The sequence below is a fragment of the Pseudoalteromonas sp. SR44-2 genome (genome assembly GCF_014163745.1).
Classification (GTDB): Bacteria; Pseudomonadota; Gammaproteobacteria; order Enterobacterales; family Alteromonadaceae; genus Pseudoalteromonas; species Pseudoalteromonas distincta.
Genome location: NZ_JACJDW010000043.1, coordinates 1 through 26,413, shown reverse-complemented (window position 1 = coordinate 26,413; position 26,413 = coordinate 1). Strand labels below are relative to the sequence as shown.

27 protein-coding genes are annotated in these 26,413 nt (G+C 38.9%); 19 read left to right on the top strand and 8 right to left on the bottom strand.

The features are described from left to right. Window positions 1-831: 831 nt before the first annotated feature. From H5115_RS18300 to hslR, 4 genes are all read right to left on the bottom strand, one after another. Window positions 832-1,953, bottom strand: a complete 1,122-nt coding sequence (locus H5115_RS18300) for a PepSY domain-containing protein (protein ID WP_182756682.1) — start codon at window positions 1,951-1,953, stop codon at window positions 832-834. 182 nt (window positions 1,954-2,135) lie between these two features. Further along, the gene (locus H5115_RS18295) at window positions 2,136-3,674 is read right to left on the bottom strand and encodes a phosphoenolpyruvate carboxykinase (protein WP_182756680.1); all 1,539 of its coding nucleotides are present in this window, start codon (window positions 3,672-3,674) and stop codon (window positions 2,136-2,138) included. Window positions 3,675-3,946: 272 nt separating this feature from the next. Further along, window positions 3,947-4,792: an Hsp33 family molecular chaperone HslO gene (gene hslO / locus H5115_RS18290; protein ID WP_182675806.1), complete on the bottom strand. Its 846-nt coding sequence runs from the start codon at window positions 4,790-4,792 to the stop codon at window positions 3,947-3,949. 12 nt (window positions 4,793-4,804) lie between these two features. Then, on the bottom strand, window positions 4,805-5,227 hold the full coding sequence (hslR, locus tag H5115_RS18285) for a ribosome-associated heat shock protein Hsp15 (protein ID WP_182675807.1): 423 nt from the start codon (window positions 5,225-5,227) through the stop codon (window positions 4,805-4,807). Window positions 5,228-5,437: 210 nt separating this feature from the next. Between hslR and gspC the strand changes: the two genes are divergently transcribed. From gspC to H5115_RS18220, 13 genes are all read left to right on the top strand, one after another. Continuing rightward, window positions 5,438-6,379, top strand: coding sequence for a type II secretion system protein GspC (gene gspC, locus H5115_RS18280; RefSeq protein ID WP_165724350.1), 942 nt, complete (start codon window positions 5,438-5,440; stop codon window positions 6,377-6,379). 23 nt (window positions 6,380-6,402) lie between these two features. Beyond that, window positions 6,403-8,466, top strand: a complete 2,064-nt coding sequence (gene gspD, locus H5115_RS18275) for a type II secretion system secretin GspD (RefSeq protein WP_002962030.1) — start codon at window positions 6,403-6,405, stop codon at window positions 8,464-8,466. After that, a complete protein-coding gene (gene gspE / locus H5115_RS18270; protein WP_002962032.1) occupies window positions 8,459-10,024 on the top strand; it encodes a type II secretion system ATPase GspE in 1,566 nt (521 codons plus the stop codon). Before gspD ends, gspE begins: the two co-directional genes overlap by 8 nt. 2 nt (window positions 10,025-10,026) lie before the next feature. Next, window positions 10,027-11,262 carry a type II secretion system inner membrane protein GspF gene (gene gspF, locus H5115_RS18265; RefSeq protein WP_002962033.1) on the top strand — a complete coding sequence of 412 codons (1,236 nt, stop codon included), beginning with the start codon at window positions 10,027-10,029 and terminating at the stop codon, window positions 11,260-11,262. Between the two features lie 81 nt (window positions 11,263-11,343). Further along, entirely contained in the window at window positions 11,344-11,766 is a 423-nt protein-coding gene (gspG, locus tag H5115_RS18260) for a type II secretion system major pseudopilin GspG (protein WP_002962036.1), read from the top strand. Between the two features lie 49 nt (window positions 11,767-11,815). Continuing rightward, complete coding sequence (locus H5115_RS18255; protein WP_024596389.1) at window positions 11,816-12,403, top strand: Tfp pilus assembly protein FimT/FimU; 588 nt, start codon at window positions 11,816-11,818, stop codon at window positions 12,401-12,403. Continuing rightward, window positions 12,403-12,777 carry a type II secretion system minor pseudopilin GspI gene (gene gspI, locus H5115_RS18250; RefSeq protein ID WP_002962039.1) on the top strand — a complete coding sequence of 125 codons (375 nt, stop codon included), beginning with the start codon at window positions 12,403-12,405 and terminating at the stop codon, window positions 12,775-12,777. The genes H5115_RS18255 and gspI overlap by 1 nt, the downstream gene beginning before the upstream one ends. Continuing rightward, the gene (gene gspJ / locus H5115_RS18245; protein ID WP_182756678.1) at window positions 12,778-13,416 is read left to right on the top strand and encodes a type II secretion system minor pseudopilin GspJ; all 639 of its coding nucleotides are present in this window, start codon (window positions 12,778-12,780) and stop codon (window positions 13,414-13,416) included. It begins immediately after the preceding gene. Beyond that, window positions 13,409-14,398, top strand: a complete 990-nt coding sequence (gene gspK, locus H5115_RS18240) for a type II secretion system minor pseudopilin GspK (RefSeq protein WP_024596391.1) — start codon at window positions 13,409-13,411, stop codon at window positions 14,396-14,398. The genes gspJ and gspK overlap by 8 nt, the downstream gene beginning before the upstream one ends. Further along, on the top strand, window positions 14,395-15,603 hold the full coding sequence (gspL, locus tag H5115_RS18235) for a type II secretion system protein GspL (RefSeq protein ID WP_154904188.1): 1,209 nt from the start codon (window positions 14,395-14,397) through the stop codon (window positions 15,601-15,603). The genes gspK and gspL overlap by 4 nt, the downstream gene beginning before the upstream one ends. Next, on the top strand, window positions 15,600-16,073 hold the full coding sequence (gene gspM, locus H5115_RS18230; RefSeq protein ID WP_024596393.1) for a type II secretion system protein GspM: 474 nt from the start codon (window positions 15,600-15,602) through the stop codon (window positions 16,071-16,073). The genes gspL and gspM overlap by 4 nt, the downstream gene beginning before the upstream one ends. Window positions 16,074-16,076: 3 nt before the next feature. Further along, complete coding sequence (locus H5115_RS18225; protein ID WP_182756676.1) at window positions 16,077-16,835, top strand: type II secretion system protein N; 759 nt, start codon at window positions 16,077-16,079, stop codon at window positions 16,833-16,835. Between the two features lie 22 nt (window positions 16,836-16,857). Continuing rightward, a complete protein-coding gene (locus tag H5115_RS18220; RefSeq protein ID WP_182756674.1) occupies window positions 16,858-17,445 on the top strand; it encodes a UPF0149 family protein in 588 nt (195 codons plus the stop codon). A gap of 27 nt (window positions 17,446-17,472) precedes the next feature. On the opposite strand, the gene H5115_RS18215 is transcribed toward H5115_RS18220, so the two are convergent. Both H5115_RS18215 and H5115_RS18210 read right to left on the bottom strand, forming a co-directional pair. Then, entirely contained in the window at window positions 17,473-17,679 is a 207-nt protein-coding gene (locus tag H5115_RS18215; protein WP_002962050.1) for a hypothetical protein, read from the bottom strand. Further along, window positions 17,679-18,038, bottom strand: coding sequence for a hypothetical protein (locus H5115_RS18210; RefSeq protein WP_002962051.1), 360 nt, complete (start codon window positions 18,036-18,038; stop codon window positions 17,679-17,681). The genes H5115_RS18215 and H5115_RS18210 overlap by 1 nt, the downstream gene beginning before the upstream one ends. A 288-nt stretch (window positions 18,039-18,326) precedes the next feature. Here H5115_RS18210 and ccoG point away from each other — a divergent pair, with 288 nt between their 5' ends. From ccoG to H5115_RS18190, 4 genes are all read left to right on the top strand, one after another. Continuing rightward, window positions 18,327-19,757 (top strand): cytochrome c oxidase accessory protein CcoG, encoded by a 1,431-nt coding sequence (ccoG, locus tag H5115_RS18205; protein WP_002962052.1) that lies wholly within the window; start codon window positions 18,327-18,329, stop codon window positions 19,755-19,757. Between the two features lie 85 nt (window positions 19,758-19,842). Then, a complete protein-coding gene (locus H5115_RS18200) occupies window positions 19,843-20,817 on the top strand; it encodes a serine/threonine protein kinase (RefSeq protein ID WP_024591441.1) in 975 nt (324 codons plus the stop codon). 34 nt (window positions 20,818-20,851) lie between these two features. Then, entirely contained in the window at window positions 20,852-21,475 is a 624-nt protein-coding gene (locus H5115_RS18195; RefSeq protein ID WP_002962054.1) for a thiol:disulfide interchange protein DsbA/DsbL, read from the top strand. A 16-nt stretch (window positions 21,476-21,491) separates the two neighbouring features. After that, complete coding sequence (locus H5115_RS18190; protein WP_002962055.1) at window positions 21,492-22,130, top strand: thiol:disulfide interchange protein DsbA/DsbL; 639 nt, start codon at window positions 21,492-21,494, stop codon at window positions 22,128-22,130. A gap of 65 nt (window positions 22,131-22,195) precedes the next feature. Here H5115_RS18190 and trmA read toward each other — a convergent pair whose 3' ends face one another. Beyond that, window positions 22,196-23,293, bottom strand: a complete 1,098-nt coding sequence (gene trmA, locus H5115_RS18185) for a tRNA (uridine(54)-C5)-methyltransferase TrmA (RefSeq protein WP_182756673.1) — start codon at window positions 23,291-23,293, stop codon at window positions 22,196-22,198. A gap of 162 nt (window positions 23,294-23,455) precedes the next feature. On the opposite strand from trmA, the gene H5115_RS18180 reads away from it, so the two are divergent. After that, complete coding sequence (locus tag H5115_RS18180; RefSeq protein WP_182756671.1) at window positions 23,456-24,595, top strand: DUF5610 domain-containing protein; 1,140 nt, start codon at window positions 23,456-23,458, stop codon at window positions 24,593-24,595. A 65-nt stretch (window positions 24,596-24,660) separates the two neighbouring features. Further along, window positions 24,661-25,461, top strand: a complete 801-nt coding sequence (gene murI / locus H5115_RS18175; protein ID WP_002962063.1) for a glutamate racemase — start codon at window positions 24,661-24,663, stop codon at window positions 25,459-25,461. On the opposite strand, the gene H5115_RS18170 is transcribed toward murI, so the two are convergent. Then, window positions 25,424-25,903: an RNA-binding protein gene (locus H5115_RS18170; protein ID WP_024596401.1), complete on the bottom strand. Its 480-nt coding sequence runs from the start codon at window positions 25,901-25,903 to the stop codon at window positions 25,424-25,426. The two genes, murI and H5115_RS18170, sit on opposite strands and share 38 nt — an antisense overlap. Window positions 25,904-26,413 lie beyond the last annotated feature (510 nt).

Below are 26,413 nucleotides of genomic sequence, written 5' to 3'. Positions count from 1 at the left end.
ATGCCGAACTCAGTAGTGAAACGAAACAGCGCCGATGATAGTGTAGCATTTGCTATGTGAAAGTAGGACATTACCAGGCTTCAAATTAAAGAAACCCGTTACAGCAATGTGACGGGTTTTTTGCTGTCTGGGATTTAGTAAATAGCCCATGCCGAACTAAGTAGTGAAACTCCGGCCAACGATAGTGTAGCATTTGCTATGTGACTTTCTACCGCTGTGGGCACTACGACATCACCAGACTTCAAATTGTAGAGAGCCCGACTAGAAATAGTCGGCTTTTTTACGTCTGCAGAAAAGTAAAATGTGCGCAATTAACACACTCATAGCAGCTTCATCACGTAGGTCGGGCGAGCGTAGCGACTCCCGACGTCAAAAGCATAAAATCTCCGCTCGACAATGAGTGGTAGCATTTGTACTGTGGGTAAATAATACCAATTGGTTTAAGATCTGACCTAATATAAAAGCGTTAATTATCTGGTCTTGTGATAAGTATTGAACATGACCTTTAAGCCTTTATATACGCTTTGGGTAGGTTACTGAAGAAAATAAAAATAGTTAGGCAGAGGTTGATACAGAGGTTTACGCATAGAACTTAAATCTAATGGGCATGAGATTTTTAAATAATAGTGTTCATGGAGTGCCTATCTAAACTTGCAGTATTAACTACCCTTCATTAATTGTTTTATAGCCAGATAAGCGGTTAGGGGCTGCTTTAATTTCATATGTACTGAGCGTTATTAATTTTTAATCTTAAGATTAACGAAGGCCATATACTTTATATTAGAAAACTATCGACAAGACTTACTGAAAAGCAATTCATGTACCCTTCAACTAAAGTTTATTTTGTATTCTCTTGGTTCTAACTAACCACCTATATACACCGATAATGAACAATGCAGCAGATCCGAAGCCACTTAACACCCAAATGACTTTTAAAATGTTACCGCCAATACTGCCGTCATGTAGAGGGTGCATCCAGTTTTTTATTTTACTAGCCGTACTTTGCTTATCTATATTAAACACGCTCTCTAACTTTCCTGTAAGTGCATTAACCTCTATATAGCTATGTGGAAAGCGATATGAAGGATCGTTTACAGTTTGAAATCTTAATCTGTAAATAGCATTTAAGTTTGATGGTGTTTCAATCCAAGCTAAACGCGCATTCGGTAATGCTTTTTCAGCTATTAATACCGCTTGTGATAAAGGAATATCGGTTTGTTTGCTCGGTTGAATTTGTGTTTTTGGTGGGGAGTTTATATCGCTAACTAGAGCGGTTAATATAGGATCTGTTTGTTTTGGAATAGCGAGCATAACACCTGTAACAGTTAAAGCTAGTAGCGGTATGCAGAAGGTTAAACCAATTAGTTTATGCCAGTCGTATAGCAAACCTATTTTAGAGCTACGAGATTTAAATTTTAGTGCCTTTACCCACTGCCCAGGCTTTGGAAACCAAACAAAGAATCCAGAGATAAGAAGAACTATTGAGGCTATGCCTATATAGCCAACAACGAGAGTGCCCGTTGCTCCTGTTAGTAATGAAAAATGTAAGTTGTACATCCAAGTTACTAAGTATTTTCCCCAATAGTTTTTACGTATTACTTTATCACTACTGCTAGATAGCCATACCATTAATGGGGCAAAGCCTTGCTCTTTTGTTTCTATTGGACTGTAGTATCGCGCGGGAATTACTGAGTTTATACCTGTGTTTTCTAATCGCCATGGCCCTTGCTTTGAAGGGAAAGTAGCTCTTAGCGTATTATATGCTTGATCCCAATTAGGCGTTTTTATGTTTGTAGTAGCGTCATTTGCTGGATTTAGCAGTAAGTCTATTTGCGGATAGTAAACTAATATAGAGCCAGAAAGAGTGATAATAGTAAGTAAAACACCTACAGAAAGGCCTAAGTATAAATGTAACCGCCTGAATGTTTTTCGCCATGAAAGCTTTAGTGTCATTAATTAAATAGCCGTAATGAGTAATGCAGGTTTATTGGGCATTAAGGAATGATTAATTACGCGGTATATTATATGGTTTTTGATATGAGTTGTGCGGCATTTTGTCGCACTTAGTAAATTAGGTATTTAGAAAGTAAAACGCCAGCCCTTAGCTGGCGTTAGAATACAAGCTTGAAGCTTATTTAAGCTTTAGGCCCTGCATTTTTTATATCGTCTGATACGTCATACTTAGCAAAGTTTTCAGTGAAGTCAGCGGCAAGTTTTGCTGCATATTCATTGTACTTAGCTTTATCTTCCCACGTGTTGATAGGATTAAGTAAGTTAGTATCTACACCTGGAACTGCTACCGGTACATCTAGGTTTAAAACATCAATGTGCTGAGTTTCAACACCGGCTAATTTACCCGATACGATTGCATCAACTACTGCGCGAGTAGTCGGAATATCAAAGCGCTTACCTATGCCGTAAGGACCGCCAGTCCAACCTGTATTTACAAGGTATACTTTAGCGCCAAACTCGCGCACACGCTTCATAAGAAGCTCAGCGTAAACACCAGCAGGACGTGGGAAGAATGGCGCACCAAAGCAGGTTGAAAACGTTGATTCAATATCGCTAGTAGAGCCAATTTCAGTTGAGCCAACTTTAGCTGTGTATCCACTTAAAAAGTGAAAAGCAGCAGCTTCTTCGCTAAGAACAGATACCGGTGGTAATACACCGCTTACATCACAAGTTAAAAATACAACAGCTTTTGGTTCGCCTGCGCGGTTTTCTACTTTACGTTTTTCAACATGTTCAAGTGGATATGCTGCACGGCTATTTTGAGTAAGGCTAGTGTCGTTAAAATCTGGAACGCCTTTTTCATCTAGCACTACATTCTCTAAAATAGTACCAAAGCGAATTGCATTCCAAATTACAGGTTCGTTCTTTTGTGACAGGTCGATACATTTAGCATAGCAACCGCCTTCAATATTAAACACGCTTCCAGGTGCCCAACCGTGTTCGTCATCACCAATTAAAAAGCGAGTAGGATCTGCTGAAAGAGTTGTTTTGCCCGTACCAGATAAACCGAAGAATAATGCTGTATCGCCTGCTTCACCAACGTTAGCAGAACAGTGCATTGGTAATACACCTTTTGCTGGTAGTAGGAAGTTTTGTACAGAAAACATCGATTTTTTCATTTCACCGGCGTAGCGCATACCTGCTAGTAATACTTTACGCTGTGCAAAGTTAATAATAACGGTGCCATCGCTATTTGTGCCATCACGCTCTGGTTCACATACAAACGAAGGAACGTTCATTACTTGCCATTGTGGTAAGTTTGAGGCGTTATAGTTTTGTGGTTCGATAAACATGTTTTTGGCAAAAATATGGTGCCACGCTGTTTCTGTAGTTACGACTACAGGTAGATAATGCTCAGGGTCAGCGCCAACTTCTAGGTGAGAGGTGAAGTGGTCATTACTTTGAACATGTGCTTCTACGCGAGCCCATAATGCGTCAAATTTTTCTGCATCAAATGGGCGGTTAACGTTGCCCCATTGAATGTCATCTTGAGTTGTTGCTTCTTGTACAATAAAACGATCTTTTGGTGAACGGCCAGTTCGTTTTCCTGTAATTGCAACAAAAGCACCATTTGCGGCTAAAGTACCTTCGCCACGGCGGATCGCATGCTCGACAAGTTCAGCTGCGGTTAAATCGACAAAACGTGTAGCGCCTGTAGTCATGTTTATACCTAACTATAATGTGTGAGAGTTTGAACGGGATAGCTCTGGGGTTATCAGTGCCCTTAAGCTGAAATTATAGTAACAGAAGGTTTTGAGATATTCGAGCCCGTAAAGCCTCTAAAAACACATATATTTGCTAAAAAACATGAATAATTTCAATGATACCGGTGTCAGTAAATTAACAAAATTCATGACACCGGTATCATCTTTTTATAATATAAAACCGCATATTTTGCGGCTTTAATTACTATATATAAATGAAGCTGAACAATTTAGTTGAAAATGCTTTTTATGTCTTGTTCGTTAAAAACATACTCTTTTAAACAGTAATGACAGTTAATGTTAACAGTCCCTTTCTCAGCTACATCTTTGAGTAGTTCTTCTTGTCCAATATTAACAAGTGCAGTAATTGTTTTATCACGACTACAACCACATTTGAATTTAATCGCTTGAGGTTCAAATACGCGAGGATTATCTTCGTGATAAAGACGTGTAAGAACAGTGTTCGCATCTAAGTGTAACAACTCTTCACTTTTAATCGTGTTACTTAATGCTTCTAGGTGTGCAAAGTCTTCAATTGATTTTTGTTTATCAACTGGGAGCACTTGTAAAAATAGACCACATGCTTTTGCGCTACCTTCAGTAGTGTCAGTTGCAAACCAAAGGCGTGTTTTTAGCTGCTCAGATTGCTCAAAGTAACTTTCGATACATTCACTAAGAGTATCATGCTCTAGCGGCACTATACCCTGGTAGCGCTCACCTTTTTCAGGGGTAATAGTGATTACCATATAGCCTTGGCCAATAAGCTCTTTTACAGTTGTGCCCGTAATTTCGCTTTGCAGGCGTGCAATGCCACGCATATTTTGTTTGTCATCACCATTTATAACAGCATATTTAACTGGGCCATCACCTTGAAGCTGTACAGCAATTTCACCTTCAAACTTTAAGGTGGCAGTAAGTAAACAAGTTGCAACGAGTAACTCACCAAGTAATGCTTTAACAGGGTCTGGGTAATTATGGTCGGCAATCATTTCATTATAAGCACTCTCGATTTGTACGAGTTCGCCACGAACATCTAGTTCGTTGAATAAATAACGGTGAAGTAAATCTTGTTGCATGAGCGGCTATACCTAACTTGATTTCATTTTTAAAAGTTCGCGTCTTTGCTTTTTATCCGGTTTTTTATCCGGATGGGGGGCAAAAAAGCTGTTATTTTTGCGTGCGATGCTGTTCTCTTCGCGTTTAGCAATACTGGCATCAGATTCTTGATACATGGTCTGTGCAATGGGGGCGCTTTGGCGTTTTTCAAGCACTGAGAGTATGGTTATCAGCTTTTCATCTACTCCTTGTGCAAGTTTTATGTTTGCGCCAACCTCTACTATTTTACTCGCTTTTGTACGTTGTCCATTATAATGCACTTTGCCGCCTTGTACCATTTCACGTGCAATAGCACGAGTTTTATAAAATCGCGCAGCCCATAACCATTTATCTAATCGAACTTTTAACCCATCTACAGGGTCTGAGCTGGTATTAGCATTACTTTTTTTACTCATAAGGCATTTCCCCACGTTTTTATAGCCTAAAATTTATCATGAAATCATCGTAGGATGAAGGTATTACAACAGCAGTTTACTTTTTGTACTGTTATGTAAAGTTGATTTAATCTGTTTACAAAGTTTAATATTAGTGTGCTTGTTGAAAGAAAAATGAAAGGGTACTATGGGTACGCGCTAACGCAGTAAATTAAAATAAGAACACTATTTATGGAACAGCAAATCCAACAACTAAAACAATTTTTAACTCGTTTACCGCATGCTAAGTTAAGTGCATTAGTGACACTCTTAGTTGTTGTTTATCTTGCATTTTTATTATCAAAACTTGTTTGGCTTTTGTGGCCAAAACCACCAATAACTCTGCTTACCCCTAGCCATCATGCTAATCAGTCATCTGGTGCGAGTAATAACTCTGCGCAGCATATTGTTGAGCAATTTTTATTTGGTAAAAAAACTGTAACAAACAATAATAATACTGCAAAGCAATCGCAGGTTATAAACAATGCGCCAGAAACACGCTTAAGTATAAATTTAACCGGTATTGTAGCGGTTAATAACGATGATAAAGCAGGTATCGCAATTATTGAATCACAAGGTAAGCAAGTAAGCTATCTTGTTGAAGAAGTTGTATTAGGCACGCGCGCTGAAGTAGCACAAATATTACCTGATCGTGTTATTTTGAATGTTAATGGGCGTTTTGAGACTTTGATGCTTGATGGACTCGATTTTAATAAAACGGTATCTATGCCAGTACTCGCTGCCCGTGATGATGCTGAAATGGGTCCGCAAAAATTAGAGCTAAGTGAACTACAAATAGATGCTACTGCAGATCCAGACGTTAAAGAAGCAATTATAGAAACACGTGAAGAACTGCTCGAAGAGCCAGGCAAATTATTTGACTATATACGTGTTTCACAAGCCATGAATGATGGCGAACTAATCGGATATCGTTTAAGTCCAGGTAAAGAGCCTGAACTATTTAAACAAATGGGATTAAAAAATAACGATTTGGCTATTTCTATAAATGGCTATCAATTAACAGATTTAAAACAGGCTATGTCAGCTATCAACGAGCTGCGTAATAGTACAGATGCCAATATCACTATAGAACGTGATGGTGAACAAATCGATGTGCAATTTAGTCTGCAATAATTTAGCTTTGGAGTTTTAATATAATGGTTCAGGTGCTACACCTCAAAAAAATTAAAAAAGGGTTAGCTAAGTACGCAGCACTTTTTTTGGCGGCAAGTATTTCTTTGTCTGTTTCTGCTGTTGAATATGCTGCTAACTTTAAAGGAACTGATATCAACGAGTTTATTAATATTGTTGGTAAAAACCTTAATAAAACAGTGATTATTGACCCTAACGTGCGCGGCAAAGTAAATGTTCGCAGCTATGAGTTAATGGACGAAGCACTTTATTATCAGTTCTTCTTAAATGTATTGGAAGTTTATGGCTACTCAGCTGTTGAAATGGACAATGGCATAATTAAGATAGAAAAAAGTTCAGACGCCAAAAAATCAAATGTACCACTTATTGACGAAGGTAGTGAAGCTAGCGGCGACATGATGATTACACGTGTTGTACGTGTTAAAAATGTAAGTGTACAAGAGCTTGGCCCTTTGGTTCGTCAATTTAGCGATCAAAAAGATGGTGGCCACGTTGCCAACTTTAATGCGGCTAACGTTATGATGCTAACGGGTCATGCAGCATCGGTTAATCGCTTAGTTGAGATCATTCGCTCTGTTGATCAGGCGGGAGACAAGCGTGTAGACATCGTTAAGCTTAAATATGCGACGGCAGATGATGTTGTCTCTGTGGTAGATAATATTTATAAAGACAGCGGTAAAGGCAGTGTACCTGAATTCTTAATTCCAAAAGTTGTGGCTGATGGCCGAACTAATAGCGTTATTGTAAGTGGTGAAGGCCAAGCACGTACACGTGCTATTGAGCTCATTAAACGCTTAGATGGTGAGCTAGAAAGCCAAGGTAACACCAAGGTGTTTTACTTAAATTATGCTAAAGCTGAAGATTTGGTCAAAGTATTGCAGGGTGTTAGTAAGTCCCTTGTTGAAGATGCACAAGGCGGTACTACTAAAACTCGTAGCAGAAGCAATAATGAAAGCAGTATAGAGTCTCACCCTGACTCAAACTCATTAATTATTACCGCACAGCCAGACACAATGCGATCACTTGAATCTGTAATTGAACGCCTTGATATTCGCCGTGCCCAAGTATTAGTTGAAGCTATTATTATTGAAGTAATGGAAGGAGACGGGGTTAACTTAGGGCTGCAATGGATTTCTGAGCAAGGCGGTATGCTGCAGTTTAACAACGGCACTACGGTCCCCGTGGGCTCGTTAGCTGTTGCTGCAGAGCAAGCACAAGATGTAACTGTTACTAAAAATATAATAGGAACAGAATCTGGTACTGTAACGCCATATACGGAAACAACAGAAGGTGATTATGGTCCATTAGCCTCCTTACTTAGTGGCATTAATGGTTTAGCGCTGGGCGTTGTTAAAAATGATTGGGGCGCAATTATTCAGGCTGTTGCCACTGATACAAATTCAAATATATTGGCTACCCCTTCTATTACTACAATGGATAACGAAGAAGCTTCTATTTTAGTCGGTCAAGAAGTGCCTATTATTACAGGCTCACAAACGGGCAGTAATAATGCTAACCCATTTCAAACAGTTGAGCGTCAAGAAGTCGGTATTAAACTGATAGTTACGCCACAGATTAACGATGGCTCTGCAGTACAACTTACTATTGAGCAAGAAGTATCGAGTGTAAGTGGTGCAACTGCTGTTGATATTTCAGTTAATAAACGTGCAATTAAAACAACGGTTATGGCCGATGATGGCGGTATGGTTGTACTTGGCGGTTTAATTGACGAAGACGTACAAGAAAGTGTTTCTAAGGTACCGTTATTAGGCGATATCCCTATTTTAGGTCACCTGTTTAGATCAACAAATACAACGCGCCGTAAGCGTAATCTTATTGTATTTATTCGCCCAACCATTATTCGTGATGGTGTAAGCATGAATAAGTTAAGCTTTAATAAATATAACTTTATTCGTGGTGAGCAGTTTAAACAAAAAGAAGATGGTATTGAGTTAATGCCAATGACAGATACGCCTATTTTACCTGAGTGGAATGACGAACTAGTACTTCCACCTACGTATGAAGAGTCTCTACGTAAACAAAATGCACAAGAGCGTAAAGATGACTAATGCGATTCAAGAGATAAACCAAGATGTCGTTCATCCTCAAACGCATAATCAGGATGAGCTATTAACGAGTGATGTGTTAGTTGAGTTACCAGCAAAGCGTTTGCCATTTTCCTATGCAAGACGCGCAGGTGTGTTGCTTGGTAAAAACAAAGATCATCGTATAGTTTACTACCGTGGTGAGCTAGATGTTGAAGTACTATTAGAAGTACGCCGTATTGCAGGCCATGGTTTTACACTTGAGCAATTGGATGATGATAAATTTGAGCTATTGCTTGAAGCGTCATACCAACGTGATAGCTCTGAAACGCAACAAATGATGGAAGATATTGGCAACGAGGTTGATTTATTCTCACTTGCTGATGAGCTCCCGCAAACTGAAGATTTACTTGCTGGTGACGATGATGCGCCAATCATCAAGCTTATTAATGCCATGCTAAGTGAAGCGATTAAAGAAGGGGCTTCTGATATTCATATCGAAACCTTCGAGCAAGAGCTTGTTATTCGCTTTAGGGTCGATGGCGTGCTTAAAGAAGTACTTAAGCCTAATCGTAAACTTGCATCGTTACTTGTATCTCGTATTAAAGTAATGGCTAAGCTTGATATAGCCGAAAAACGTATTCCACAAGATGGTCGTATTAGTTTACGTATTGCTGGGCGTGCAGTTGATGTGCGTGTATCTACAATGCCATCGAGCTTTGGTGAGCGCGTAGTACTGCGTTTACTTGACAAGAACAACGCGCGCTTAAACCTTGAAGATTTAGGTATGACCGCAGAAAATCGCGCTTTGTTTTCAGATTTAATTAGTAAACCCCACGGCATTATTTTGGTAACAGGGCCAACGGGTTCTGGTAAAAGTACCACTTTATACGCTGGTATGAGCCAAATTAACTCACGCGATCGTAATATTCTTACCGTTGAAGATCCGATAGAGTACGAAATTCCAGGCATTGGGCAAACACAAGTTAATGCAAAAGTTGATATGACATTTGCACGTGGTTTACGTGCAATATTACGTCAAGATCCTGATGTAGTAATGGTGGGTGAAATACGCGACCTTGAAACTGCGCAAATTGGTGTTCAAGCGTCACTTACCGGTCACCTTGTTATGTCTACTTTGCATACAAATACCGCATCGGGTGCAATTACACGTATGGAAGATATGGGTGTTGAACCCTTTTTACTTTCATCGTCGTTACTCGGTGTGTTATCGCAACGCTTAGTACGTACGTTATGTAATACCTGTAAAGAAGGACACACGGCTGATGAGCATGAATGCCAGCTGTTAGGGGTTCCTTTTGAGAGCCAACCGACAATCTATCGAGCGGTGGGGTGTGAGGAGTGTAACTTTAATGGTTACCGTGGTCGTACAGGTATTCATGAGTTACTTGTCGTTGATGAAACCATACGCGAAATGATTCACAACGGTAAAGGCGAGCAAAGCGTAGAAAAATACATTCGTAAGCGCAGCCCAAGTATTCGCCAAGATGGGTGTAGCCGTGTACTGGCAGGCAAAACAACGCTTGAAGAAGTATTGCGTGTTACCCGTGAGGAAGGTTAACTATGGCGGCGTTTGAATATCGTGCCTTAGATGGCCGAGGTAAAGAAAAAAAAGGCATTTTAGAAGCCGACACAGCTAAACAAATCCGCCAAACTTTACGTGATCAAAAACTAACGCCGCTTGAAGTTGTTCCTGCGGCGCAAAGTGATAAACAGGTCAAAGGCGAAAAAGCCCCTTTACTCGGTGGCTTTTTTAAGCCGACAATTTCAACCTCAGACTTAGCATTAATTACAAGGCAATTAGCAACACTTATTCAATCGGCACTTCCTGTTGAAGGCGCTGTTATGGCAGTTGCTGAGCAATGCGAAAAGCCGCGTTTAAAGCGGATGCTTATGTCGGTACGCTCAAAAGTAGTTGAAGGTTACACCCTTGCCGATGGTCTTAGTGAGTTTCCTCATGTTTTTGACGATTTATATCGTGCAATGGTAGCCGCAGGCGAAAAGTCGGGTCACCTTGACCAAGTTCTTAATCGTTTAGCCGACTATACCGAGCAGCGCCAACATATGCGTAGCCAAATAACTCAGGCTATGGTTTACCCTATTATATTAGTGGTATTTGCAATTGGTATTGTGTCGGTATTACTGGGTACCGTAGTACCAAAAATATTAAAAACGTTTGAAAAAACGAAACAAGTACTTCCTTGGACAACCGAATGGGTTATGGCAGGCAGCCATTTTGTGCAAAATTATTGGTTTATTAGTTTAATAGCTATTACAGCTATAGCCATTGGTATTAAGCATGCACTTAAGCAGCCTAAAATACGTTTTTGGTGGGATGACCGAGTGCTACATATGCCAGGTATAGGTAAAGTGGCTCGTGGTATTAACACCGCACGTTTTGCGCGTACTTTAAGTATTTTATCGTCAAGCTCAGTACCATTACTTGAAGGAATGCGTATCTCTGGTGGCGTATTAATTAACGAAAAAATTAAAAAAGCGGTTGCAGATGCATCCGATAGAGTGAGTGAGGGTGCAAGCTTAAGAGCTGCACTTCAGCAAACTAAGTTGTTTCCACCAATGATGCTGCATATGATAGCAAGTGGTGAAAAATCAGGTGAACTAGAGCAAATGTTAGAGCGTGCTGCAAATAACCAAGATCGCGAATTTGAGAGCATGGTTAATGTATCGCTTAAACTACTAGAGCCTGCGATGATCGCCTCAATGGCGGTTATTGTATTATTTATAGTAATGGCAATATTGCAGCCAATAATGGCGATGAATAAAGCTGTTGGACTTTAAGTTAGAATAAATTTTTAAATATATTAGTGGTTTTACCTAAACCATTTTTACTTAATGTTTTTAGAATAATGAGGTAATTACGTGAATAAACAATCAGGTTTTTCTTTACTAGAAGTGATGGTGGTACTGGTTATCATCGGGATGATTATGTCAATTGTTGCACCTAACATTATGGGTCAGCAAGAAGAGGCTGCTATTGATAAAGCACATCTAGATATCCAGCAATTAGAAGATGCAATGAGCTTATACAAGCTTAAAAATAAGAGCTACCCAAGCACAGAGCAAGGTCTTGAAGCGCTAGTTACCCAAACAAGCATTGAACCGGTTCCAAAACGTTTCCCTGATGGTGGCTTTATTAATGAATTACCAGAAGATCCTTGGGGTAATACTTATCAGTTAATTAGCCCAGGTGAAATTGGCAAGTTTGATATTTTTTCTATGGGCCCAGACGGTGAAGCAGGTACTGATGACGATATCGGTAACTGGGACGAAGAAAAACAATAATGCCTAAGTACACCGTTCTGTATGAACATGTTAATGCTAGAGGCTTGCTATGACAGCAAGCCTTAAGCAGCGCCATGCAAAAAGCAGAGGCTTTAGTTTAATAGAAATTTTAGTGGTATTAGTGATCATCGCTTTTGCCACCAAAATGGTGGTATATAGCTTAGAAGGCGGTGCTGAGGAGGAGTTAGATACTCAAGCACTAAGGCTGCATACCACCATTAATATGGCATCGGAATTTGCTATTTTAAACCAAGTTGAATTGGGCTTATTAGTAGAAGAAAATACATTAGAGTATTTAGTTTTCGATGGTGAAAAATGGATTACTTTTGACCGTGAAGATCTTTTTAAACCAATAGAATTAGATGAAAGATTAAAGCTCACGCTTAACTTAGAAGATTTAGCGTGGGCGCAAGATAACCTCTTAGAGCAATCTAACTGGCGCGAGCTTATGAGTGGCGGCGATGAAGACAGTTTACTTGAGCTTAAAAAGTTAAAAATCCCACAAGTACTTATTTTGTCATCAGGTGAGGTAAGCGCGTTTCAACTTATATTAGAGTTAAAAGAGCAAAGCGAGCCTGTGTATTACATTGAAGGTGAATTTACTGCACCAGTAAACTTTCGCCGAGAGCCAGAATAATGAAGCGCACTAAAGGGTTTACCTTATTAGAGGTGTTAGTGGCATTAAGTATTTGTGCCATGGCGGGTATAGCTGCAATGCAAGCAACAAGCGAGCATATACACCACTTAACGACTATTGAAGAGCAAACCTATGCATCTTGGGTCGCCGAAAACGTTATTATTGAACAGCGTACTAAAGGCGAACAATGGCAAGGTAAAAATAACCTTAAAGGCAGCGAAGTAATGGGCGGTGTTGAATGGTTTTGGCAGCAAGAAGTTACAGCCACTGCTGACAAAAGCTTTGTAAAACTAACCATAAATGTTTTTACGGATGAAAAATATGAGCATTCAGCATATGAGTTATCAACGTATTTAAATAAAGGCAAAAAGTAAGTGAAGCAGCGGGGGTTTACATTACTTGAAGTTATGGTTGCACTGGGTATTTTAGCTTTTGTTATTATTGCTACTCATCAAATACTCGAGACGACAACAAGAGCAAAAGATGCCTCCGATGAAAAGATTGCTGAGCTAAATGGATTGCAAACAACATTTAGATTAATGGATCAAGATTTTAGCCAAATGACCAAACGCTCAGTTCGCAATGAGTCGGGTGATGTTCAGCAGCAATATTTACTTGCTGGTCGTTACGTTTTAGAAAGCCAATACGATGGTATTGCGTTTGTACGAGATGGCTGGATAAATCCAATTAATTTATTGCCACGTTCAGAACTACAAGCCGTTGGTTATAGAGTGATAGACGATAACCTTGAGCGTGTTTATCGGGTTTATGTTGATCAGCTTGATAATATGGAACCGCGAGTTCAACGTGTACTAGAAAATGTTGAAGAACTTAAGTTTGAGTTTTTGGATGATAAAAACGAATGGCAAGAACAGTGGGAAATTAAAGCTCTCCCTAAAGCGGTTGCTGTTACGTTGCAACAAATAGAAGCAGAGCCAATTCGTCGTGTATTTTTAGTTCCTGGGCAAGGCAAAGTTGTTGCTACACAAACTACGGATGTGAATAATGGTTAAGCAGCAATCATCGCGCGGCGCAGCACTTGTTATTGTTTTGTTTATTGTGGCATTAGCGGCTATTTTAGCAGTAGAAATGAGTGCTAATTTAATGGTTCAAGTGCAAAAAAGTACAAACTTGCAAGGTCACCAACAAGCTAAATGGTACGCCTACGGTGCAGAAGAGCTTGCTATTAAAGGGCTAATACAAAGTAAAAAAGATGATGCAGATAAAACTACACTCGATCAAGTGTGGGCAACTCAAGGAGATGCTTCATACCCTGTTGATAACGGCACGTTAAGTGGCAAAATTACAGATTTACAAGCATGTCTAAATTTAAATGCTTTAGCCATAGCGCCAGAAGAAAATAGCGCAAGTAAAACAAACCCTGCACACAAAGCACTCTTTGCATTACTTGAAAACATTGAAGATTTACCTGCTGACGAATCAGAAGAGACGATGGCAGATAGTGTATTTGATTGGCTTGATGAGAACAGTATTACATATCGCTCAGGCGCAGAAGAAGACGAGTACTTATCACGAGATTTTCCGTATATGACAGCCAATAGTTTATTTGCATCAACATCGGAGCTGCGTTTAGTTAAGGGCTTTAACCCATTAGTGATGGAAAAAGTATTGCCATATGTATGTGTAATACCAGGCAGTACGCTTTTATCAATTAACGTAAATACATTATTGCCAGAGCAAGCGCTTATACTCAGTGCCTTGATAGAAAGCTTAAGCTTATCTGGCGCAGAAGCGGTGTTAGGCGCAAGACCGCAAACTGGATTTGACACCATCGATGAATTTTTTGAACAGGTGAAGCAGCAAGGCGGTACTAATACTGACTCAATAAAAAGTCTATTTAGTATTAAAAGCGAATATTTTAAATTACAAACGCAGGCAAACTTTGTCGACCTGCGTTTTTCGATGACCACATTACTGCACGCTAAAGACGGCGACGTAACGATACTGGCGCGAAAATTTGGAGGCGTACAGTGACAGAAATACTGTTGATCCGCACGGGTCAAACCGAACAAGAATTACTTAACTGGTTAATTTACTCACCACAAGAACAAGAAATAATAGCCAGTGGCGAGTTACCAAATGCAGAGCATTTAAGTGAGCTAAGCGAAAAAGCACTTACCCGAGAAGTTGTCGTGTTATTACCCAGTGACCAAGTGCAACTAAAAACGGTCGCTTTGCCAACAAAATGGAATCGCAAGCTTGAGCAAGCATTGCCATACATGCTTGAAGAAGATATAGCATGTGACGTAGATGAACTGTTTATAGCTGTAGCGCAGCCGACAATGCTTGGTGAGCAACATGCAATTCGTGTAGCAATGACAGACCGTGAATGGTTTGAACAATGGCTTGCATTATTTGCTGAGCATAATCTATCAGTATACAGAATATTACCCGATGCTTTGTTGTTACCGCTTGCAGATGATGGTGCCGTAACTGCTATTGAGCTCAACAACCAATGGTTGTTTAAGCAAGGGCAATGGCATATTAGTGCGGTTGAATCTAGTTGGTTGAATGGCTATTTATCAGCCATGGGTAACCCCGACATTAAACATTTTAGCCCTGCTAATCAGTTTCCTGAAAGCGTTAACTTACAAGCCCAAACAAGCGATTACGATTTACCTCTAGCATTATTTGCAAAACAGTTAGATAGCGTTAATTTTAACTTACGCCAAGGTATGTATCAGCTTAAAAAACAAAGCGCTTTGTGGTGGGGTTACTGGAAAGGCGCCGCAATTATAGCAAGTGTTGCATTGGTTTCTACAATTACAATAAAAGCTATTGAGTTACACCAACTTAATACACAAGTAGAAGTAGCTAAAGCTCAAGTAGTCGACAGATATCAAAAAGCATTTCCGGGAACTAAAGTTCGCCCTAATCTAATTAAAAGCCAAATTAAAGGCGCGTTAGATAAAATACAAGGCTCAAGTGAATCCGGCTTTTTAGACTTAACGACTAATTTGGTTGATGTGTTTTCGCAAGTCAGCGAATTTACACCTGAAACACTTCGTTATGACAAACGTCGCAATGAGCTGCGAATTCGTGCACGGGCTAAAGACTTCCAAACTTTTGGTAAAGTAAAAATCATACTTGAAAAGCAAGGTTTAACTGTTGAGCAAGGGTCTTTAAATAATGACGGTGATTATGTCGTAGGCGAAATTAAACTGCGAGGTGCAGTATGAAAAAGCAGTTAATGAAACAGTGGCGTTCGCTTAAAGAGCAAGAACAACAATTGGTAATGGTCGCTGGTGGCGTGTTTATTATTTTTGTTTTAGTAATGGGAATATTTAGGCCATTAAATAACGCGATAGAAAAAGCACAGCAATCTCAAATTAAACAACAAGAGCTATTAGCTTGGGTTGATGACAGTATTGTTAAGCTAAAGGCTGCAGGCAACACCAGTGTTGCTAGCAATACAAACTTAAGCCAAGTGGTAAACTCTACTCGTGGACGCTATAAAATCAATATTAGTAAAATGCAGCCCAGTAGTGATTCTCTTCGTTTAACGCTCGACTCAGTAGAGTTTAATCAGTTAATAGAATGGCTAGATGAGCTAGTAAATCAGCATGGTTTAAAAATTGAAAATTTAGATTTAAGTCGCGATGATAAATCAGGCTATGTGCGCGTAAGCCGTTTAGTATTAGAGAATTAATTAATGAAAAAAATAATAACGTTATCGGCTGTCTTTTTAATTAGTTTTATTGTGTTTTGTATTATTAAATTACCAGCCAGTATTGCGCTTGATATAGCTAAGCTGTATTTTCCAAAGCAATTAGAAGTTGGGCAAACTGTAGGTACTGTTTGGCAAGGTCAAATGATGCAAGTTCGTTTTGATGGTGAGCAGTTAAATAATGTGCGTTGGGATATTGCAGGCTGGAAATTATTTACAGGCAAACTAAATGCGAACATAAAATTTGGTAATCCACGAGAACGCAGTGATATTTCGGGTTACGCAGATGTAAGTTATGGTTTTTTTAATAAAAAAGTAATAGTGACTGACGCCCTAGTACGCTCCACCGTAGAGCGTGCAATGCAACGTGTGCAACTTCCTCTGCCTGTTACCGCTAAAGGGCGTGTGATTTTAGAACTTGATGAATACAGCTCAGGCGCACCTTATTGTGATTCACTAAAAGGTGAAATAGCGAGCCCTAATATTGATGTTCAAGGTTTAAATGGATGGTTTAATATTGGACCTCTAGCTGGTAAGTTAAGCTGTAAGTCGGGTGATGTTGCTATATTAATTGACCCAGATAATACGCTTGGCCTTGAGGCAGATGCTACACTTAAAGCTAATTTCGACTTTAGAGTGGCAGGTTATGTAAAACCAGATGCCAGCTTACCTAAAGATGTACATGATGCGGTTAAGTTTTTAGGCCGACCAGATAACCAAGGTCGCTACCCGCTCAACTTTTAATGTTTTAATATAAAGAGTTTTAATGCAAATACCCCAATTTACTGAGTTGCACGCAAAGCAGCTCAGCTCATTTTTAAATACCCAATTTCAAGCAATGACCCTTGTACAAAGCCAAGGCTATTTATTTGGTGTAATTTGTTCGCCCAACCCATTAGATGTACATGAGTGGCTTGAGCAGATATTGCCAAACACAGCTGATGATTTAGATGAAGAAATGCTTTTTTTGTTTATGGCGCTTTATCACAAAATTAGTGAGCAGGTGTTCGAAACTGGATATAAATTACCAGACACATTTGATGCTGAATTTTGTAAGTCGTGGAGTAAAGGCTTCTTGGTTGCAACGAAAGCTTATGCAGAACCTTTGTTAAATGCACCGCAATTAGACGTTGATTTTAAACAAGCACTAGAAAGTGCGTTAAGCACACTAAGCTTTTTTGCACTCGACCAGCTAGCAATAGCTCAGATTGCCAAACAAAATAACATGACAATAGAAGCTTTGTGTCAGTATCAGTATGAATCTATGGGTGACTTTGCATTAGGGTTTGCTGAACTAATTGAAGTGGTCGCAATTAATAGCGGCTTGATAACCGACGAGAGTTGGGAAGAGTAATTATTAATACTAGGCGCTTAGTTTAATCTAAGTGCCTAGCTCTAATATAATATCCGTACAGCCTTGTTTGCACTTTACTATGCCTTTACCAGGCTCGCTGGTGGCTAAATCAAGTGTTAAAACCCCATTACACTTCTCACACTTTAATGTTTTGCCTTGCGCTAATTGCTTGAGCATATTGCGCTGCTTATGAAATGAGTCGCTTGCTTTTTTATTTAATCCTGAAAAATCCACTACTTTGCTCGCTTTTGCTCTAATGCTTCAGTCACTATTTTACATACCGTATTTAAACGGTCGTCATAAAAATAAAGGTTTAAGTCACGCTCACGACAATAGCGTAGGTGAAATAACTGAACAGAGTCATCTGTTGTAAACGTTTTTTCTACATACTCACCTTCAGATTCAGATAGTTTAAGTTGACTGCTGATCCTATTTTTAGCCATATTTGCAGCGGGGCTTCTGTTGACCTTGCTTGCATCACTTAAAAAGCCAATGCCTTCACCTAGTAACCTTTCGCGAGGTTCTTTTATAAGTGGGTGATCGATTGTAAAAAAGGCAAGGATCACAACTACCAAAATAATAAATTTTTTCATGGATACGTAAACCTTGATCTAAGTAGGGTTGAATTACCATGCAGTGTAATAAACTGCATTTTAAAAGCAAGTAACTGGGATGAATAAATTATTAGCAATCTATGCCAGTAATTTTAACCAACATTGTTATAATGGTTAACAGCAGTCAGATATTTCTGAAATATCTGAAAGTATTCGAGAAGGCAATTTATTAAAGTAAATATGCCTAGCAAGTAACTTGCTAACTTTAAGTATAGAGTACTTGAGTATTGCTGGATTTTTATTTCCAAGCGGCGTTGAGGAACTTCGATGGACAAGCAAATTAAAGTAAAGAATATCCCTGTAGAGGTGAAAATCCAAAAACCGGATTTAAGCCGTCAAGATGATAGGTTCAATCCCCGAAATCGTATTTATGTGCGTGCTGTAAAAGGCCTACATCAATTACTTAGACAGCGCATTGGCTTTTTAGGCCTGCTTGCGTTTATGTTACTACCTTGGATTAATTTTAATGGCCAGCAAGCTGTGCTGTTTGATCTAATTGGCCAAAAATACAATATTTTTGGTTTAACGCTATGGCCTCAAGATTTTACTATATTAGCGTTTATCTTTATGTTGGCAGCATTTGCGTTGTTTTTAGTGACCACCTTCTATGGACGGGTGTGGTGTGGCTACACATGTCCGCAAACTGTTTGGACTTTTATTTTTATTTGGTTCGAAGAAAAGCTTGAAGGCACGGCTAATCAACGTAAAAAACTCGATCAACGACCCATGAATTTTGATAAGTTTTGGCGTAAGACGGCAAAGCATACTAGTTGGGTATTGTTTTCGTTGTATACCGCTATTTCTTTTGTGGGTTACTTTACGCCAATAAGGGAGTTACTCCCTGACTTTGTAACGTTTGATGTAGGCGGTTATGCACTAGTCAGTATTATTTTCTTTGCTGCGTGTACCTATGGTAATGCCGGTTGGATGCGAGAAATTATGTGTTTACACATCTGTCCTTACTCTCGTTTTCAATCAGCTATGTTTGATAAAGACACATACACCGTAACGTACGACGAAAGCCGAGGTGAAAGCCGTGGTCCTCGTTCACGTAAAGTAGACCATAAAGATTTAGAACTAGGCGACTGTATAGACTGTAACTTGTGCGTTCAAGTGTGCCCAACAGGTATTGATATTAGAAATGGGCTACAAGCTGAGTGTATCAACTGTGGTGCATGTATTGATGCGTGTGATGGCGTAATGGATAAAATGGAATACCCGCGTGGGCTTATTTCATATACGACAGAGCGAAATCTCGAAACCCCAGAAAATAAAACGAATCCACTGCGAGCTAAAATTATTGGTTACACGGTCATACTTGTTGTGCTTACGGGAGCGCTTGTCGCTAATATAGCACTGCGTAAAACAATGGACTTTGATATTATTCGTGACCGAAACCAATTATATCGTGTCGATTTTGATGGTTTAGTAGAGAACACCTATACATTAAAGGTAATTAATAAAGCGCAGTACGAGCAAACCTTTAATATTAAAGTACAAGGGTTAGATAACTTTAAGTATATTGGTAAGCAGTCATTTACTGTGCAGGCAGGGGAATCTCATAACGTACCATTGTCACTTGTAATGGACCCTTATGATTTGAAGGCGCCGATGACTGAGTTTAACTTTGTGCTTTCACCGGTAGATGAGCCGGATGAGACAATATCGCAGTCGAGTAACTTTTTTAAAGCGCGATAATCGCAACTTACCTTAGTTAGGTAAGTTGATATAGCAATTAACAAAAGCGGGTATATAACCCGCTTTTATTTTATATAAGAAGAGTATGAGTAAATTTAGTTTTATTGACTTAACACCAGACCTAATACTCGATGCAATAGAAAGCGTAGGTGTGTACGCCGAATCTGGTTTATTAGCGCTCAATAGCTATGAAAACAGAGTGTACCAATTTAAAGCGGATGATGGCCTGCGTTACGTAGTGAAGTTTTATCGCCCAGAGCGATGGAGTAAAGAGCAAATTCAAGAAGAGCATGACTTTGCATTTGAACTAGCAGAAGCGGAAGTACCCGTTGTTGCCCCTATTTTATATAATGGACAAAGCTTATTTGAACACGAAGGGTATTTGTTTGTGTTGTTTCCAAGTGTAGGCGGGCGTTTATTTGAGGTTGATAATTTAGATCAGCTTGATGTAATGGGGCGATTGATTGGCCGTATGCACCAAGTAGCTAAAACAAAACCTTTTACTTATAGGCCAACAGTTACCTGCGAGGAGTATTTGCATACAGCCAAAGTTCATCTTCAAAAAAGTAACTTAGTGCCCATGGGAATAAATACTGCCTTTTATACTATTTTAGATTTAGTGATAGAGCAGGCGCAAAAACAGTATAAAGATGTGCAAAGTATTCGCTTACATGGTGACTGCCACGTTGGTAATATTTTATGGGCAGGTGATGCGCTAATGTTTGTTGATTTAGATGACAGCCGCCAAGGTCCTGCAATCCAAGATTTATGGATGATGCTCAGTGGCGATAGAGCGACGCAACTGTTACAGTTAGATACCCTTGTAAATGCGTATGAAGAGTTTTGTGATTTTGATCACTCTCAACTCAAATTAATTGAACCGCTGCGAGCAATGCGTATTATTCATTATATGGGATGGGTAGCTAAACGATGGAGTGATCCTGCTTTTGTGCGGAACTTTACATGGTTTGCTGATGACAAATACTGGGAGCAACAAATTTTAGCACTGAAAGAGCAACTTGCAGCATTGCAAGAAGCACCGTTAAAGTTATTGCCGTAATATTTTATTTAAAGACAAGTACAACGAGATACAAATGCTTAAAAAATTAAAACTGAGTTTATTACTTTTATGTTTACCATTTGCAGCACTTGCTGCACAGTTTGAAGTTGATAATCAATACACTGTTATAGATGTAGACAAAAGCAAGTCACCGCAAGTAACCGAGTTTTTCTCATTTTACTGTCCACATTGCTTTAAGTTTGAACCAGTAGCAAAAGCAATTGAAAAAGGCTTGCCAGAAGGCGCGGAGTTTATTAAAAACCACGTTAACTTTTTAGGTGGCGTGTCACCACAAGCACAAAGTAATTTAAGCTTTGCCTACTTAATTGCTAAGCAGCATGGTCAGGCGCAAAGTATTAGCGATCAAATTTTTAAAAGTATCCATGTTCAACGTGCACCATTAACTGAAATGAAAGACGTTAAAAAATTACTTGAAGTAAATGGTATTGATAGCGCAACGTTTGATCAAGAGATTGCAAGCATGCCTGTTATTTCAGCTGAGCAAGCAATGCAAAACAAACAGAATAAATATTCAAAATTAGGCGCACTTACAGGTGTACCTACTTTTATTGTTAACGATAAATATAAAATAAACCTCAACACCATCAAAAATCAAAAAGAACTTGATGAGTTAGTAGCGTTTTTATTAGCACTATAAATTTCGGAGTATAATAATGATTAAATTAGTTAAAGCAGGTTTGCTTGCAATATTACTTCCTATGGCAGCAACAAGCTTTGCAGCAACGTATGAAGAAGGCGTGCATTACGACGTAGTTTCTGAGCGTGCAACTAAAAAGCCAGAGGTTAAAGAGTTCTTCTCATTTTACTGCCCTGCATGTAATAACATGGAAGCACTAATTGGTGAGTTTAAGCCTAAGCTTGATAAAAACGTTAAATTTAAAAAGAGCCATGTTGATTTTGTAGGTGTACGTGACCCAGAAAACCAACAGATGATGAGCCAAGCACTGGCGACAGCTGAAGTGCTTCCACAAAAAGATCAGATTATTTCTGCAATCTTTAATCATATCCATACAAAGCGCGCTAAATTTAATGAGCTTGCAGATGTAAAAGATATATTTGTAGCGCAGGGCGTTGATGGTGATAAGTTTGATAAGCTGTTTAAAAGCTTCTCGGTACGTACACTGAGCTCTAAAATGAAACGCGATCAAGACTACTTTAAAGAAAAAGGCGCACTACGTGGCGTACCAACCTTTATTGTAAATGGTAAGTACAAATTAAACCTAGGTCGTGAGTCGGGTATTACTAAACCTGAAGACATTAGCAAATTAATAAATTACTTAGCTAACAAGTAAGTTTAGCTAAAACAAAAAAAGCTCCTTAAGGAGCTTTTTTTATGGTTAACGTTTACTGAGCGTATTTATTTGCGCTGTAAGAAAACGCCCGACTCAATGTGATGCGTATAAGGGAACTGATCAAATATAGCAAAGCGCTTAACGTTATGCGTACGTGTTAAGTGATCAAGGTCACGCTCAAGAGTTTCAGGATTACAGGATATATAAATTATGTTTTCGTAATTAGCCACTAAGTCACACGTTAATTCATCCATACCCGCGCGTGGTGGATCAACTAATATGGTTTGGCAGTCATAGCTTTTTAAATCAATCCCTTCTAAACGAGAGAAAGTACGTTCGCCATTCACTGCTTGAGTAAACTCTTCACTCGACATACGAATAATATCTAAGTTCTCTACGTTGTTTTTAGCAATGTTGTATTGAGCAGAGTGAACAGATGATTTTGATATTTCCGTCGCTAATACTTTATTAAAACAGCCCGCTAATGCAATTGAAAAGTTACCGTTACCACAATACAGTTCTAGTAAATCATTTTTAAGTGGTTTACATAAATCTTGTGCCCACTCCAGCATATTAATATTTACTTTTGCATTAGGCTGAGTAAAGCTATTTTCTACTTGTTGGTATATAAGCTCTTGACCATTAACTGTTAAACGTTCAGTTACAAAGTCATCACCTAGTACTTCTTTTTGTTTACGAGCACGGCCTATAAAGTCAATTTTGTATTTACTGCTTAGCTTTTCTTTAAGTGCTTTAATTTCACTTAACCATTCATCATCAAGTGGTTTGTGATAAAGCAAGCTTACTAAAATTTCACCGCTTAGCGTTGATAGGTAATCGATTTGAAATAACTTACGGCGTAATATTTCACAAGGCTTAAGATTTTCAATCATCACCTGCATTATTTCACCTACTAGAGGCGCTGCTGGGTCAAATGTGTCAACACGGATTTTTTCTTTTGTTTGTTGATCAAACATAATGTGAAACAGATCGTCACCGTCGTGCCATACTCTAAATTCAGCACGTTGGCGGTAGTTAGTTGGCTCTGAGCTAAATACTTCTAGTTGCTCCACACCAAAACGTTGAAACTGCGTACTAATGCGCTGCTCTTTTTCACTTAACTGCGCTTGGTACTGTGTGGTATCTATTTTAATAACTGCCATTAACGCTACTACCTTATCTAAGATCTGTTTATCGGCGCTATTGTAGGGAGCGCTGCGTATTTGTCTAGTTTTGGCTAGCATTTATGCTGTTTTATTGAACATTGTACTTTAGTTTTTGTTGTTATAGCCGATAATAAACTACGCACGCTTAGGAGACGAATCATGAAAATAGGTAATTATGGCTTTACGCCAAACAACAACATCAATAAATTCAATAATAAAGCTGATATACAGCAACCTACAATTACGTCTCCTCAAGATAGCTATCAACAACGAGGCCGAGAGTTGGCCGCAAAGGTGCTTGGCGATAAAATGGCTGAGCAGCTTGGATTACCTATCGCAGAAAAAAAAGCAGATAAACCACTATTTGATTTTGATGAAATAGTAAAAAACGTACTCGATTTTGTAAGTAGTGCTGTAAATAAAGCAAAAGCTAACGGCGCTGATGACGAAAAGCTCAAAGATATGCTAGGCGATGCGCGCAAAGGAGTCCAAATAGGGATTGATGACGCTGTTGATGAACTCAAAGGTACTGGCGTATTTAATGATGACATGGAAGAGGGCATTAATAAGTCCAAAGAGGGAATTTACAATGGGCTGGATAAGTTTGAAGAGTCGTTATTTAACCCACAACCTGCCAGCGTAAATATAAGCCAGGCCCAATACGTCAGTATGACGAGTAATGCAGAATATAAATTTACTACAGCAGAAGGCGATGAGGTAAGTATTAGCTTTGCTGATGCATTTGAATCTCAATCGGCAAGTGGCTATCAGCAAAATAGTAATAGTGAGTCGTTTGCAAGCTCATCATCGCAATCTCGACAGGTATCATTTTCGATGTCGGTAAATGGTGACTTAAACGAGCAAGAGCAAGAAGCTATTAATGCGATGATGGAAGACTTACAAGATTTAAGTAAAACCTTTTTTGGTGGTGATTTAGATGAAGCATTTGAACAAGCGCAAGAGCTGAGTTTAGACAGCGAGCAGCTGGTGGCTTTTTCTATGGATTTACGCCAAACAAAAACAATAGCAACAGTTAAAAGCTATGAAGAATATAAACCAGCACCAGAAAAACAAGTAGCAGAGGGTTTAGCCCCTTTTAATGACGACCTTAAAAACGCTTTTGAAAAAGCGGGTGAGCTTGGATTACAAAATCAGCTAGCTGGCATTCTCCAATGGTTAAATCAAGATCAGGAACAAATAGATAAGTTAGTAGATTATACAAAGTCTATGTTCGAAAACCTTAATCAGTTAAATTCAGCAGCCGACAGGCTTACTGATTTAGAAGCCACGCAAAGTTAAACTACTTTCTTTTATAAAAACCTCATGGCAAACTGCCGATCTTAAAGTAAAGTAGGAACGGTAGTTTGTCAGCGCATATAATGGTCTTTGATTCAGGTATTGGTGGAACTACTGTACTTGAACATATCAAGCAAAGTATCCCCAATGCTCAGTACAGCTATTTTATGGATAATGCATTACTACCTTATGGTGCTCAGTCCCAACAAACTATAATTAACCGATTATGTTCACTTATTCATTTCATCAAAGCCAACACGCTTAACGTCGATTTAATTGTAATAGCGTGTAATACAGCTTCTACATCTGCACTCAGCGCTGTTCGCCAAATTACGGATATTCCTATTGTAGGTGTTGTGCCAGCAATAAAGCCTGCGGCAGAATTAACACGCTCAAATCATATTGGCTTGTTAGCCACGCCGGCAACGGTCGCTAGTTCATACACAAAAACATTAATTGCTGAACATGCACGTAATGTGATCGTTAATCTGTATAGTAGTGTTGAATTAGTAACGTTAGCTGAGGAATGCTTTTTTACAGGCTCTTTAGATACAAATAAGTTGTATCAAGTACTTGATGAACTACATATAGATAAAACTATAGATGTACTTGTACTAGGGTGTACGCACTTTCCGATATTAGCAGGGCCGATTAGTCAGTACTTTGAAGGGAATGTAAAATTACTTGATTCAGGTGTAGCGATAGCAAATAGAGTCAACTTCCTACTTAACCAACTTAACTTATGTGCGGATAAACAAACAGACATAAAAAAGCCGCTGCAATATTATGCAACGGCTGATGTGTTTAGCAATAAGCTAGCGGTAAAGCTAGTTACACTGACTGATCCGTCTCAGTACGTAGAGCATTAGAATCATCTTCTTGTTTTTGTTTTGCTTCACGTACCTTTAAAGTACGTTGTTGGAACTCGCTATCGTTCAAGTTAGCAATTGCATTGTCTGCATCAGCTTGCGCCATTTCAACAAAACCAAAGCCACGACGTTTGCCAGTATTCTTATCCTTTAATAAACGAACATTGAATACTTTGCCTTGTTCTTCAAATAATGCACGAACCACACCTTCGTTTGCACGATAAGGAAGGTTACCAACATAAAGCGTTTTTGTTTTAACTTCAGCTTCTTCAGTCACATCAGATGATATTGCAGCAATAGCAATCGCACCTATTAATAAACCAGCACCAAATAGTAATGCAGGGTTTAAAGCTAAGCCGCCTAAAGCAAACTCAACAACAACAAAACCAACTACAGCAAGAATAACAGAGAAGATAAAAGATTTTTGATCGGGTAATTTCATTTTAGATCTACCAATAAACAGGAAATAAACATTAATTTAACATTGTGAACTTGCTATCTTAACGCCTAAATCAAACATAGCAATGATATTTGTATTAAATAATAAATAAGAGCATAAAAAAGCATCATCTTAGACGGGTTTTCATGTGGTTTTACGTGGTTTTGTTCTATTTTTGTTCGAACAGTAAAAAGATCTAAAAAAAGGGTTGATCTGTTTTTGGATCTCCCTATAATGCGACCCCACTGAGACGGGAAACGCTGAAGCATAGCAAGGCACGAACTACTCAGAGAGTTAAATAAAACTTCGGTTTTAAATTGTCGAAAGAAATTTTAAAACAAAGTGTTGACTCGAAAAATAAAGGGTGTATTATTCGCATCCCTTGAGACGCTAAAGCGACTCAAAACGTTCTTTAACAATATAAAGCAATCATCTGTGTGGGCACTCGTACAGATTGAGTTCTAACAGCCAACCTACTTAGGTAGCGAGGCAAACAAATTAGAGTCTCAATTG